This is a genomic window from Devosia sp. Root635, from assembly GCF_001427605.1.
Classification (GTDB): Bacteria; Pseudomonadota; Alphaproteobacteria; order Rhizobiales; family Devosiaceae; genus Devosia.
In genome coordinates this window covers 255,688-268,507 of sequence record NZ_LMGZ01000019.1, presented here as the reverse complement: position 1 = coordinate 268,507, position 12,820 = coordinate 255,688, and the positions used below count along the sequence as shown (strand labels likewise).

Sequence of the window (12,820 nt, the reverse complement as noted above, 5' to 3'; positions counted from 1 at the left end):
AGGCCGGTGGCTGTCAAAGCCGCCGGTTTTTTCACGTATTCAGCGCGTCGATGCTAACAGTCTGCTAGCGCTAAGAGGTGGGGTGCGGTCGCTTTTCGCTCAGGTCAGGGCGGCGTTGACCATGGCCCTGGCATGCAGCTCGGTCGTGTCATAGACCGGCAGCGGGCTCACTGAATCGTCGATCAGCATGGTGATTTCCGTGCAGCCCAGAATCACCGCCTCAGCCCCGCGCGCCGCCAGTCTTTCAATGGCATTGACGTAGATGCGCCGCGATTCCTCGCGCACGATGCCGCGGCACAATTCCTCGTAAATGATGCCGTTGAGATTGGTCCGGTCGACTTCGGGGATCAGCGCAATCAGTCCGCGCTGGGCCAGCCGGTCGCGGTAAAAGCCCATTTCCATGGTGAATCGTGTTCCCAGCAATCCCACGGTCTCGAACTTATCCCCGAGCAGCGCATCGCTGGTAGGATCTGCGATATGCACGAAGGGAACCGTGATGGCGCCGGTGATGTGGTCGGCCACGATATGCATGGTATTGGTGGCCAGCCCGATGACCTCGGCGCCAGCCGCTTCGAGGCCGCGGGCAATGTCCGCCAACTGGCGTCCGGCGCCGTCCCAGTCGCCCGCTGCCTGCATGTCGGCAATGGGGGCGAAATCCACCGAATGGACGATCAGCGGCGCCGAATGGAGGCCCCCCAGCCGCGCCGCCATGTCCTGGTTGATGACCCGATAGTAATGCGCCGTCGATTCCCAGCTCATGCCGCCGATAAGGCCGATGGTTTTCATGGGACCTATCCGAGGTGGAAACGCTGCGGGATATCGGCGAAGGCTTCCACCACCTTCTCATAGGCCTGTTTCTTGAACGGCACGATCAGGGCGGGCATGCGGCTCAGCTTTTCCCAGCGCCACGCATCGAATTCGGCCGGATGCTTGCCGCCGCCCGGCGCCAGGACGTCGATATCGTCATCGCGACCGGTAAAGGCGAAGGCGAACCAGCGCTGGCGCTGGCCGCGATATTTGCCGCGCAGGGCGATGCCCAGTTCTGCATCGGGCAGGTCGTAGTAAATCCATTCCGGTGCCTCGGCCAGCAGGCTGACCGCGCTGATGCTGGTTTCCTCGTAAAGTTCGCGTAGCGCAGCCTTCAGCGGGTCCTCGCCCTTGTCGATGCCACCCTGCGGCATCTGCCAGGGCGCGCCGTATTCGGAATTGTTTTCGGGATCGCCCTCTGCCTTGCGCCGGCCGATGAAGACATCGCCTTCCTGGTTGAACACGGCAATGCCCACGCAATCGCGATAGGGCAGGGAATCTCGATCAGGACGGGCGGGCATGGCGGCTCTCTATTTCATCAGGGCGCTGGCCGGAACCAGCACGATGCCCTTGCTCTCGAGCTCCCGCGACCATTCCGCGATCGCCGAGACCGATATGGGCAGAGCGCTGACAATACCGATTGCGTGGCCGTTCTCCAGCGCCTTGGCCTCAAGGCTGGCAAGCGCTGCGAGAATGGATTGGCGTGACGGATTGGCGTCGATCACCAGGTCGGCGCGCGAGAAGGGCACCTTGTTGCCCGCGGCAAGCTGGCTGGCCAGAGAGCGGTTGGACGAACCGTCATCGACATAGCCGAGCCCGCGGGCGCCCAGTTCTTCCATGATGGGGGAGAAATCGGCGGCCGAGGCGGTGAAGCGGGCGCCCATATTGTTGATGACGCCGGCATAGCCGCCGAATCGGGCCATCAGCCAGAACAGCTTTTCGAGGTTCGCCCGCAGTGGTTCACCGGTCAGCAGGGTCTGCGGACCTGGATCGTTCTGCGGGAAATCGAATGGTTCGAGCGGAATTTCGAGCAGCACTTCATGGCCGGCCGAGCGGGCCGCGGCGACGGTGGTGGTCAGCGTCTTGCCATAGGGCGCAAAGGCCAGCGTGGTGGCGTCGGGGAGCTGGTCTATGGCGTCGAGCGAGCCCTGCTCGTTGATCCCCAGGCCGGTGACGATGATGGCGACCATGGCCATGCCGCTGGTCGTGCTGGGGTCCACCGGACGCGCATAGGTGGCGAATGGCGTCTGCCCGGTTGCCGAAATGCGCGGAATGGGGCCGGTGCCGGTTTCCTCGCTGAGATCGGGCAGGGCGCCGAAAATATCGGGCAGACCGGCGATGGAACCGGCGCCGGATGTCCCTGTGGGCACGCTGGTTATGGAGCTGCCGGCCGGGAATTGCTGGGGATCGGCGGTGATGGTGACCGGGCCGGTGCTGACCTGGTTGGCTACTTCATTGCTGTTGCGCGTCGAGGCGATGGCCACTTCCTGGCTTGGCCTGCCTCCGTTGGGGTCGTCGGTCAGCACCAGGCGCAGCACGAAGGCAACGCCGATCAGCGCCAGGATCGCGAACAGGGTTCGCGCCACCGGCAGATGCGGACGTTGGGACCCGGACTTGCGCTTGCGTCCGGTCAATGGCGTCGTCAGGTCATTGGCCATCGTTCATGAGTTCCGCAAGGACAGCGGGGGCGAGGCAGCGAATCAGCGGCCCCGCCCCCACGGTTTCATAGCACAGCAGCCCGGCTGCCGTTATTCGGCCACCGCCGGAAAGGCCGGATCGGTCTCGGCGCCATCGATCAGGCGGATGGCATATTGGAGCTGGGTGTCGTCGGCCTTTTCGGCCGGCACATAGACCGACGAGCCGACGCTGGTTTCTTCCTGGCCCTCGATGGTGATGTGGCCGGCCAGGCCCGCTTCGCCGATGATCTCGTCGCGACCCTGGAATTCGGCGGGCACGACCTGCTTGATCTCGATATCGGGGGTGATGCCAAGTGCCTGGATCGACCGGTTATTGGGCGTGTAGTAGCGGGCGGTGGTCAGCCGCATGGCGCCATCGGGGCCCAGCGAGATGATCGACTGCACGCTGCCCTTGCCGAACGAGCGCGTGCCGACAAGGGTGGCGCGCTTGTGGTCCTGCAGGGCTCCGGCGACGATTTCGGAGGCCGAGGCCGAGCCGCCATTGATCAGCACCACCAGCGGCACGTCGGCGATCATGGCGTCGAGCGGATCGGGCTGGGCGTCGTAACGGGCGCTTTCCTCGGGGATGCGGCCGCGGGTCAGCACCACGGCGCCCTGCTTGAGGAAGGCATCGGCGACATAGACCGACTGGTCGACGAGACCGCCCGGATTGTTGCGCAGGTCGAGGATGATGCCCTTGGGCGCCACGCCGTCACGTTGCTCATAGATATCCTTGAGCGCCTTTTCGATACCCACGAATGCCTGTTCTGAGAAGCGGGACAGGCGCAGCACGGCGACGTCGCCCTGGCCTTCCTCGGTTCCGCCTTCCATGCTCCAGCGCACGGCACGCATGGCGATGATGGCACGAGTCAATTCGAAATCGAGCGGCTTGTCGACGCCTTCGCGGAAGACGGTGACCTTGATCGAAGTGCCGATCTGTCCGCGCATCTTGGCCACGGCTTCATCCAGCGTCAGGCCCTGCACCTGGATGCCGTCGAGCTCGATGATGAGGTCATTGGCCAGGATGCCGGCCTTGGCGGCGGGGGTGTCGTCGATGGGCGACACCACCTTGATGACGCCTTCTTCCATGGTGACTTCGATGCCCAGGCCTCCGAACTCACCCGAAGTGTCCTCGCGCATGTCGTCATAATCGGCCGGCGGCAGGTAGCCGGAATGGGGGTCGAGCGAGGTCAGCATGCCCTGGATGGCGGCGCGGATCAGTTCCTGCTCGTCCGGCGGATCGACATATTCGGCGCGAATGCGGTCGAAGATTTCGCCGAACAGATTGAGGTCGGCATAAATCTCCAGCGGATCGCGCGGCGCCGCGGCATTTTCCTCGGCCGTCGGCTCGGGTTGTTCGCCGCTGGGGGCCGGCGCGGGCTCGGCCGGTGGCGCCTGCGCCTCGGCGGGAGCGGGAGCCGGTGCCGGCTCCTCCTGGGCGATCAAGAGGCCGGCGGGCAGCGACAGCGCCAGGACGATGGCAGCAACGCGAAGGGGTGTCAGGCGCATGAGGGTTCTATCCACTCTGTGTCGGGTTTGCCCACCATCCGGTCGGATCGACGGGCTCGTTGTTTTGTCGGAGTTCAATATAGAGGGTCGGCTGGGCCGCGCCAGCACTGGTGGTTACCGAGCGCCCAATTGTCCGTGATCCCATGGTGCCCAGCGGCATGCCCATTTGCACGAACTGGCCGATGTCGACGGTGATGGTTTCGAGCCCTGCGAGCAGGGCGGTGTAGTTCTGCCCGGTATTGAGAATGACGATCTGGCCATAATTGAGGTAGGGGCCTTTATAAAGCACCCAACCATCGGCAGGAGCCACCACCTGCGCCTCGGCACGGGTCACCACGGAGATGCCGTGGCTGATGCCACCGAAGCCATCGCCGGCGCCATAGTCGACCACGTTGACGCCATTGGCCGGCATGGTCAGGTAACCGCGGGCGGCGGCGAAGGGGATGGCCGGTTCGATACGGGCCGAATTGGCCAGGGCCACGCGGATTTGCTCTGAAGTCAGCACCGGCGCATCCGGATCGGACGCGGTGGATGCCGGGCCGGTGGCCGAGACGGCATTGGCGCGTGCCGACAGGCTCCCGATCAGCTCTTGCAGCGTCGTGGCGCGGGCGGCCAGCGCCACTGCTTCGGCTTCCTCGGCGGCCAGTTCCTCGCCACGCATCTCGATGCCCTGCTTGCGCGCGGCGATCAGCGTGGCGATGCGCAGCCGCTCTTCCTCCAGCACCGAATGGTTGGCCTTGAGCGTCGCTTCTTCGGCCAGCGCCTGCGCCTTGATGTCGGTCAGCGCCTTGAGGTCCGATGTCACGGCGTCGGCGCGTGCGCGCAGCTGCGGCACGATGGCGGCGATGAGAATGGCGCTGCGGGCCGAGCCCAGCGCATCGTCGGGGTCGACGATGAGGGCCGGTGGCGGATTGAGGGTGATGCGCTCCAGTGCCGCCAGCACATTGGCGATTTCGGCATTGGAGCCATCGAGCCGGCCGCGCACTTCGAGCTCGTTGACGATGAGGTTGGACAGCCGGTCCTCGACATCGGCCACCTCGATCTCGGCCAGCTTGACCCGCTGGGCGGCCGCGATCAGCGCCGCATTCTGCCGCGTGCGATCGCCCTCCATCTCGGCAATCTCGGCCTTGAGCGCGTCGATCCGCTCCTGGCTGAGCGTCAGCGAGGCCTCCACTGCATCAAGATCAGCGGGGGTGGGGGCGGGGGCTTCGGCCGCTGGCGAGCTGGCCGCATCGGGCGTCGGCAGGGCGCCGCGAAGCGGAATATCGGCGGGAACCTCGGTCTCCGGCTGGACGGGCGCGGCCTCGGGAGCTGCCGGCTCAGACTGGTCCTGTCCCAGTACAGGCAGGCCGACGGCGCCCGCCAGCAGCAGGCCAGCCAGCACATTTCCCCATCGCTTGCCCAGCCGGAATGCCATCCCGTCTCCAACCGCCGCGCGTCAGCGCCCGAATCATCAACCGCACCATAGCAAACACCCGGAAAACCGGAGGTTAACGTTGCTTAACCATGTGGTGGCAACGCGATTCAATCGGCCCGATGGTAGGGGTGCCCGCTGAGGATCGTGGTTGTTCGATAAAGCTGTTCGGCCAGCATGATGCGCACCAGCTGGTGCGGCCAGACCATGGGCGAGAAGCTCAGCACCAGATCGGCGGACCTGACGAAATCGGGGTCGATACCGTCGGCGCCGCCGATGACGAAGCTGACGGCCGGCCGGCCGTCGTCGCGCCAGCGCAGCATCTGGCTGGCAAAGGCTTCCGAGCCGATGGACTTGCCGCGCTCGTCCAGCGCCACGACGATACCTTCGGGCAAGGCGGCGCGCAAAGCCTTGGCTTCATCGACCTTGCGGCTGGCCGAGGAGGAGGCGCGCGATTCATTGAGCTCGATGACGTCGAAACCGGTCAAGGCCAGCGGCTTGCCGCCGCCGGCTGCACGATCGAGATAGCGGGCGACCAGTTCCCGCTCCGGCCCGGCCTTCATCCGGCCGACAGCCGCGATCGTAATGCGCATCGATGTAGGCTAGTGGGCGTCGGCGGCGAAGTCCGCCTGCCACATCTTCTCGATATTGTAGAATTCGCGCACTTCGGGGCGGAAGATGTGGACGATGACGTCGCCGGCATCGACCAGGACCCAATCGCAATGGGGCAGGCCTTCGATGCGCGGCTTGCCGTAGCCGGCATCGCGCAGGGCGGTGACCATCTGGTCGGCCACGGCGCCGACATGGCGCTGCGAACGGCCGGAGGCGACGACCATGTGGTCGGCCAGCGACGACTTGCCGGTAATGTCCACGGCCACGACTTCCTCGGCCTTGGCATCGTCAAGGCAGTCGAGGATCACATCGATCATGGGACGTTCCGGGGCCGCAACGGGCGCTTCGGGCTTGGTGACGGTGTTCTCGGGCAGCGCAGCCATCAGCAATGGCCTTCCGCCCATGCCAGTGCATGGGTCATGCGTGGGGTCAGCATCCTTGGTTGTTGATCGGAATGTTGCAGGCGTTTGGCAAACGGCAAGCAGTCAGTTCCTGTTCCGGTGACTAAAAATCACGCATCTCAATATGCGCTTTACGTGACAGTTTCGCAAGATTGGGGCTTCACTTTGGCTTAATCTGTTGCCGCCTTGCCCGTATGGCGGACGAGGAGAGCGGCGATTGCCTGCCATGCAGGTAGACCCAGGCCGGTGGCGGCAGCGAGGCGAGGCGAGGGGCGTCATCCTCGTCGATGCGCCAGCGCGCCAGATAGCTGGCAGCCATCGAGACCGGTGCCCGGCGGCTCGAGCCGGGCCGGACATAGACAGCCATGGGCAACATGGCCGCGATATTGCACCAGCGTTCCCAGCGATTGAAGTCCACAAGGTTATCGGCACCCATGATCCAGACGAAGCGCCGGTCGGGCATGGACTGGGTGAGAAACCGGATCGTCTGCCAGGAATAGGTGAAGCCATGCGCCGCCTCGAAGCCGGTGACGCGGACCTTGGGATGATCGAGCAGTTGCCGCGCGGCCAGCACACGCTCGGCCAGTGGCGCCAGGTCATTGTGGTTCTTGAGCGGGTTGCCCGGCGTCACCAGCACCCAGAGCGCGTCCAGCTCCAACCGGCGCAGGGTTTCCTCGATGACGAGGCGGTGCCCCTCGTGGATGGGATTGAAGCTGCCGCCGAACAGGCCGATGCGCATGAAGCTGCCGGATGGGGGCAGTTCGGTAATTCCGGGAATGCGGATGGGATGGCGCAGGGTCAAGAGGGGTCAGGGTCTCGTCTGGCCATTGCCGCGGATGCGGTATTTGAAGCTGGTGAGCTGCTCGACGCCGACCGGCCCGCGCGCATGCATCTTGCCGGTGGCGATGCCGATCTCGCCGCCAAAGCCGAATTCGCCGCCATCGGCGAACTGGGTCGAGGCATTGTGCAGCAGGATCGCCGAGTCGACTTCGTTGAAGAATTTTTCGACCGCGGCGAGGTCTTCGCTGATGATCGCTTCGGTGTGGTGGCTCGAATAGTGCTCGATATGAGCGATGGCGGCCGCAACATCGTCCACCACCTTCACCGAGATGATGGCGTCCTCATATTCGGTGCGCCAGTCTTCCTCGGTGGCTGGCTTGGCCGCAGGAATCAGGGCCATGACCTGGGCATCGCCGCGGATTTCGCAGCCCTTGGCGATGAGCGCTTCGATGATGGGCCCGAGATGGGTCGCGACCACATCCTTGTGGACCAGCAGCGTTTCGGCGGCGCCACAGATGCCGGTGCGGCGCATCTTGGCGTTGAGGGTGACGCTGACCGCCTTTTCGAGATCGGCCGACTTGTCGATATAGACATGCACCAGCCCTTCGAGATGGGCGAAAACCGGCACGCGGGCCTCGTCCTGCACGCGGGCCACCAGCGTCTTGCCGCCGCGCGGCACGATGACGTCGATATTGCCGTCCAGACCCTTGAGCATTTCGCCCACGGCGGCGCGGTCGGTGGTGGGCACAAGCTGCAGGCATTCCACCGGCAGGCCGGCGGCATGCAGGCCATCGAGCATGCAGTCGACGATGGCGTGGCTCGAATGGAAACTGTCGCTGCCGCCGCGCAGGATCACGGCATTGCCCGACTTGATGCAGAGTGCGCCGGCATCGGCCGTCACGTTGGGGCGGCTTTCGAAGATCACGCCGATGACACCGAGTGGCGTGCGGACGCGCTCGATATGCAGGCCATTGGGCCGGTCCCATTCGGCGATGGTGGCGCCGATGGGGTCGGGCAGGTCGGCGATGGTCTTCACCGCCTCGACGATGCCGTCGATACGGGCATCGGTCAGCAGCAGGCGATCGAGAAAGGCCTTCGAAATGCCCTTGGCCTGGGCGGCTTCCATGTCTTTGGCGTTGGCAGCGAGAATGGCCTTGCGATGCGCGTTGATGGCGCCGGCGGCAACGGCCAGCGCCCGTTGCTTCTGCTCGGGCGAGGCGATGGCCAGCGCCCTGGCGCCGATACGGGCGTTGCGGCCGATTTCGGCCATGACTTCGGTGACGGGCCTTTCGGCTTCAGCCAAGCTCATTGCTGTCCTCCTTGGCGCCCACTAGCACCAGGTTATCGCGATGCACCATGGCCCCGCGATTGCCTGAGCCGAGCAGTTCGATCACCGCATCGCTGCGCTTGCCGATGACCAGTCGTGCATCATCGCTGTCGAATCCGGCCAGGCCACGGGCGATTTCCATGCCATCGGGATTGAGTACGGCCACGGTATCGCCGCGTTCGAAGGCGCCGGTGACTTTCGTGACCCCGATCGGCAGCAGCGACTTGCCGGTCAGCAGCGCCCGCGCCGCGCCGGCATCGACCGTCAGCGTGCCTGATACGGCCAGCGTGCCCATGATCCAGCGCTTGCGCGCCTGTGCCCGGCTCTGGGCGGCGTGGAACAGGGTGTGGCGCGCGCCTTCGGTCAGCGCCTTGAGCGGATGGTTCTCGGTGCCCTTTGCAATGATCATGGCGGTGCCGGCCTGCGTCGCGATCTTGCCGGCCTCGACCTTGGTGGTCATGCCGCCGCGCGACAGGTGGCTCGCCGCGCCGCCCGCCATGGCCTCGATAGAAGGCGTGATGACCTTTATTTCAGGCAGGTGTTCGGCATCGGGGTCTTTGGCGGGAGGCGCCGTATAGAGCCCATCCACGTCGGAGAGCAGCACCAGGCAGTCGGCCTCGATCATGGTGGCGACACGGGCCGAGAGGCGGTCATTGTCGCCATAGCGGATTTCGGCGGTGGCGACGCTGTCATTCTCGTTGATGATCGGAATGGCGCCCAGCCCAAGCAAGGTGGCGATGGTGGTGCGCGCATTGAGATAGTAGCGGCGCTCTTCGGTAATGTTGGGCGTGATGAGGATTTGCCCGGTGACGATGCCGTGCCGGCCTAGTGCCTCGGCCCAGGCCTGGCTCAGGGCAATCTGCCCGGCGCTGGCGGCGGCCTGGCTCTGCTCCAGCGTCAGCGCCACGGCCGATAGACCCAGCAGGCCCCGGCCCAGCGCGATGGCGCCGGATGAGACGATGACCACGTCGCGCTTCTCGGCCTTGAGCGCGGCGATATCGGCGGCGAGGTCGGCCAGCCAGGCGGCGCGCAATCCGCCCGCCTTGTCGACGAGCAGCGCAGAGCCGATCTTGATGGTCAGGCGCTTATAGGGCGCGAGGGCGTTCATGGGGCGGAAAACTCGGTCTGGTCACCTCTCCCTTTGGGGGAGGGGTCGACTTGCGAAGCAAGGCGGGTGAGGGGGCCTTTTCTTGATGCGATGCGGGGGGAAGGCCCCCTCACCCGGCGCTGCGCGCCGACCTCTCCCCCAAAGGGAGAGGTGAAGAGCGCGTATCCCATCGTCACGGCGCCCAATTCGGCTCGACCTTCCGCCGCGCGGCTTCCAGCTTGGCGGCCTTTTCCGCGTCCAGTGTCTCGATCACGCCATAGAGCACCTGGTCGACGCCTTTGCCGGTGACGCCGGAAACCAGCAGCACATCGGCCTTGCTGGCTTTCTTCAGCACTTTGAGCTTTTCCTTGAGCGCGTCCGGATCGATGGCGTCGATCTTGTTCAGCACCACGAGTTCGGGCTTTTCCGCCAGTCGCTCGTCATAGGCGGCCAGTTCGGACCGGATGGTCTGGTAGGCCAGCTTCACATCGTCCTGCGTGCCATCGATCAGGTGGATCAGCACGCCGCAGCGCTCGACATGGCCAAGGAACCGGTCGCCGATGCCGGCGCCTTCGCTGGCGCCCTCGATGAGGCCGGGAATATCGGCCAGCACGAAATCGCGCTCACCAATGGAGACCACGCCCAGATTGGGGTGGAGCGTGGTGAAGGGATAGTCGGCGATCTTGGGCTTGGCGGCCGAGACGGCGGCGAGAAAGGTCGACTTGCCGGCATTGGGCAGGCCGACAAGGCCGGCATCGGCAATGAGCTTGAGCCGCAGCCAGACCCATTTTTCCGTACCCACCTGGCCCGGATTGGCGTGGCGCGGCGCCTGGTTGGAGCTGGTCTTGAAATGGGCATTGCCGAAGCCGCCATTGCCGCCCGATAGCAGCACGAGGCGCTGGCCCACTTCGGTCATGTCGGCGATCAGGGTCTCGTTGTCGTCCTCGAAAACCTGGGTGCCGACCGGCACGCGCAAAACCACGTCGGCGCCATCGGCCCCGGTGCGCTGCTTGCCCATGCCGTGGGTGCCGGTCTTGGCCTTGAAATGCTGCTGGTAGCGATAGTCGATCAGCGTATTGAGCCCGTCGACGCATTCGAGCACCACGTCGCCGCCGCGCCCGCCATTGCCGCCATTGGGGCCGCCGAATTCGACGAATTTCTCGCGCAGGAAGGAGACGGCGCCGCCGCCGCCATCGCCCGAACGGATATAGACCTTGGCCTGGTCGAGGAATTTCATTTGCTTCTGGCCTTCCAGACGCTGCGCGTCATGATTGTGTCGATATGCTCTACCTCGGCCTCGCGCGCAAGGCAGAGCAGGGTTGAGCGCCCAGTCTGGGTAAATCCGAGCTTGGTCTGAATGGCCAGCGAAGCCGCATTGAAATGGAATACGCCGGAATGGATCGCCGGCGCCGTCGAGACCGAGAACAGCCAGTCGAGGCTGGCCGTCACCGCCTCGGTCATGATCTGCCGGCCCCAATATGGCCGCCCGAGCCAGTAGCCGATGACGGGGCCGAGCGGCCCGCGATGAAAGCCCACCTGGCCGACAAGACCCTCGCCCGGCAGGTCGATGGCGAAATTGATTTCCTCGGGCGGCAGGCCCGGTCGCCTCGTGCGCAGCCACGCCCGGGCATCGCTCAGGCGATAGGGAAAAGGCACCCGCGCCAGGTTGCCGGCCACTTCGAAATCGTTGAGGTAGCGGGCGATGGCTTCGGCGTCGCCGACCTGCGGCTGGCGCAGGATGAAGCGGGGGGTGCGCAGCGTTACGTTCATGCGGCACCTCGCTCCTGCCAGTCCTGCCGGCTCAAGCGTGTCATCACATGGTCCACATTGTGCTGCAGCGTCTGGCTGAAGCGCATCTCGCGGCCGGTGGGCCGGAAGCCGAGCTTGCGCTGCACGGCCAGCGAGGCGGCATTGTCGTGATGGGCGCTCGAGGTCACGGCTCCCGCATCGCTGCCGGCAAAGTGCCAGTCGAGCAGCGCCGTGGCCGCTTCGGTCACATAACCGCGGTTCCAGTGCGGCCGGGCGATCCAGAAGCCCAGTTCGTCGAGCAGCGATACGCAGCCGATGACGCCCTTTCCCGGCAGGTCGATGACCAGGATCGAGCGCGCCGGGGTCGCCGGTCGCGCCTGGCGCAACCAGTCGACGGCCATGGCGAGCGTATAGGGATAGGGCAGGGGCGTCAGGAACCGGGCCACCTCATATTCGCCGATGCCGAGCGCATAGCGGGGGGCATCGTCGAGCGTCGGCTCCCGCAGGATCAGCCTTTGAGTCTCCAGGGGCGTCATCTGTCGAAGTCCAGCCGCATCTGCATCACCCGCCGCCCGGCCAGCGTGCCGGCCTCGTCCACTGTTTCGCCGATCTCGACGAAACCGGCCTTGGCCAGCACATTGCGCGAGCCGGTATTGCTCAGCAAGGCGCGCGAGCGCAAAGCCGGGCAACCGGCGGCCTGTGCCGCGCCGACCACTGCGCGCGCCGCCTCGGTGGCATAACCCTGACCCCAATGAGGTTCGCCCAGCCAATAGCCGAGTTCGGGCAGTTGACCGGGCAGCAGATGCAGGCCGATCGTGCCGAGATAGCGCCCGTCGCGCAGGATCGACCAGGCAAACTCCGTCTCGCCGCGCGCGATGGTTTCGACAAAGAACACGCCATCGCTTTCCGCATAAGGATGGGGCAAGCGCGCCAGCACCTGGTAGATGACCTTGTTATTGGCCAATACCGCCATTTCCGGCACATGCGCCAGGGCAGGGGTGGTCAGCACCAGGCGGTCGGTGGTGATCGTTGCGGGGAGGCGATCCTTGATGCTGTCCATGTCGAGCTCTGCGTGAGAATGCGAAAAGGGGAACCGGCGGACCGGTTCCCCTTGATCAATCTCGCATTGTCAGAACACGCGAGCCGGGGAACTGGTCACCGGCTGGGTTCGATCGACCTGCCGGGTTATTCGGCGGCCTCTGCCGGGATGACGGAAACGAAAACCTGCGAATTCGCACGGGTTCGGAACGCGACCTTGCCGTCGACGAGTGCATAGATGGTGTGGTCCTTGCCCAGGCCGACGCCGGTGCCGGGGTGCCACTTGGTGCCGCGCTGGCGGATGATGATGTTGCCGCCGATGACCGCTTCGCCACCGAACTTCTTCACGCCGAGACGACGGCCAGCGGTATCACGACCGTTGCGGGATGAACCGCCTGCTTTTTTGTGTGCCATGGTTCC

15 protein-coding genes are annotated in these 12,820 nt (G+C 65.2%); all 15 read right to left on the bottom strand.

Features of this window, described 5'->3' with window-relative positions; genetic code table 11:
- Positions 1–99 precede the first annotated feature (99 nt).
- The 15 genes from ASD80_RS12535 to rpmA all read right to left on the bottom strand — a co-directional run bounded on the left by ASD80_RS12535 (position 100) and on the right by rpmA (position 12,814).
- Positions 100–786 (bottom strand): aspartate/glutamate racemase family protein, encoded by a 687-nt coding sequence (locus tag ASD80_RS12535; protein ID WP_056233286.1) that lies wholly within the window; start codon positions 784–786, stop codon positions 100–102.
- Between the two features lie 5 nt (positions 787–791).
- Positions 792–1,328, bottom strand: coding sequence for an RNA pyrophosphohydrolase (locus ASD80_RS12530; protein WP_056233283.1), 537 nt, complete (start codon positions 1,326–1,328; stop codon positions 792–794).
- Positions 1,329–1,337: 9 nt separating this feature from the next.
- Entirely contained in the window at positions 1,338–2,465 is a 1,128-nt protein-coding gene (locus tag ASD80_RS12525) for a divergent polysaccharide deacetylase family protein (RefSeq protein WP_056233281.1), read from the bottom strand.
- Between the two features lie 90 nt (positions 2,466–2,555).
- On the bottom strand, positions 2,556–3,992 hold the full coding sequence (locus tag ASD80_RS12520) for a S41 family peptidase (RefSeq protein WP_056233278.1): 1,437 nt from the start codon (positions 3,990–3,992) through the stop codon (positions 2,556–2,558).
- A gap of 7 nt (positions 3,993–3,999) precedes the next feature.
- The gene (locus ASD80_RS12515) at positions 4,000–5,409 is read right to left on the bottom strand and encodes a murein hydrolase activator EnvC family protein (RefSeq protein ID WP_056233277.1); all 1,410 of its coding nucleotides are present in this window, start codon (positions 5,407–5,409) and stop codon (positions 4,000–4,002) included.
- 107 nt (positions 5,410–5,516) lie between these two features.
- Positions 5,517–5,999 carry a 23S rRNA (pseudouridine(1915)-N(3))-methyltransferase RlmH gene (gene rlmH, locus ASD80_RS12510; RefSeq protein WP_056233275.1) on the bottom strand — a complete coding sequence of 161 codons (483 nt, stop codon included), beginning with the start codon at positions 5,997–5,999 and terminating at the stop codon, positions 5,517–5,519.
- A 9-nt stretch (positions 6,000–6,008) separates the two neighbouring features.
- Positions 6,009–6,401 (bottom strand): ribosome silencing factor, encoded by a 393-nt coding sequence (rsfS, locus tag ASD80_RS12505; protein ID WP_056233273.1) that lies wholly within the window; start codon positions 6,399–6,401, stop codon positions 6,009–6,011.
- A 178-nt stretch (positions 6,402–6,579) separates the two neighbouring features.
- A complete protein-coding gene (locus tag ASD80_RS12500) occupies positions 6,580–7,221 on the bottom strand; it encodes a nicotinate-nucleotide adenylyltransferase (protein ID WP_056233270.1) in 642 nt (213 codons plus the stop codon).
- Positions 7,222–7,227: 6 nt separating this feature from the next.
- A complete protein-coding gene (locus tag ASD80_RS12495) occupies positions 7,228–8,508 on the bottom strand; it encodes a glutamate-5-semialdehyde dehydrogenase (RefSeq protein ID WP_056233268.1) in 1,281 nt (426 codons plus the stop codon).
- Entirely contained in the window at positions 8,495–9,634 is a 1,140-nt protein-coding gene (proB, locus tag ASD80_RS12490) for a glutamate 5-kinase (RefSeq protein ID WP_056233266.1), read from the bottom strand. The genes ASD80_RS12495 and proB overlap by 14 nt, the downstream gene beginning before the upstream one ends.
- Positions 9,635–9,806: 172 nt before the next feature.
- Positions 9,807–10,850 carry a GTPase ObgE gene (gene obgE / locus ASD80_RS12485; RefSeq protein WP_056233264.1) on the bottom strand — a complete coding sequence of 348 codons (1,044 nt, stop codon included), beginning with the start codon at positions 10,848–10,850 and terminating at the stop codon, positions 9,807–9,809.
- Complete coding sequence (locus ASD80_RS12480) at positions 10,847–11,383, bottom strand: GNAT family N-acetyltransferase (protein ID WP_056233262.1); 537 nt, start codon at positions 11,381–11,383, stop codon at positions 10,847–10,849. Before ASD80_RS12480 ends, obgE begins: the two co-directional genes overlap by 4 nt.
- Entirely contained in the window at positions 11,380–11,898 is a 519-nt protein-coding gene (locus tag ASD80_RS12475) for a GNAT family N-acetyltransferase (protein ID WP_056233260.1), read from the bottom strand. Before ASD80_RS12475 ends, ASD80_RS12480 begins: the two co-directional genes overlap by 4 nt.
- The gene (locus ASD80_RS12470; protein WP_056233258.1) at positions 11,895–12,422 is read right to left on the bottom strand and encodes a GNAT family N-acetyltransferase; all 528 of its coding nucleotides are present in this window, start codon (positions 12,420–12,422) and stop codon (positions 11,895–11,897) included. The genes ASD80_RS12475 and ASD80_RS12470 overlap by 4 nt, the downstream gene beginning before the upstream one ends.
- 125 nt (positions 12,423–12,547) lie before the next feature.
- A complete protein-coding gene (gene rpmA, locus ASD80_RS12465) occupies positions 12,548–12,814 on the bottom strand; it encodes a 50S ribosomal protein L27 (RefSeq protein ID WP_056233257.1) in 267 nt (88 codons plus the stop codon).
- Positions 12,815–12,820: the final 6 nt, after the last annotated feature.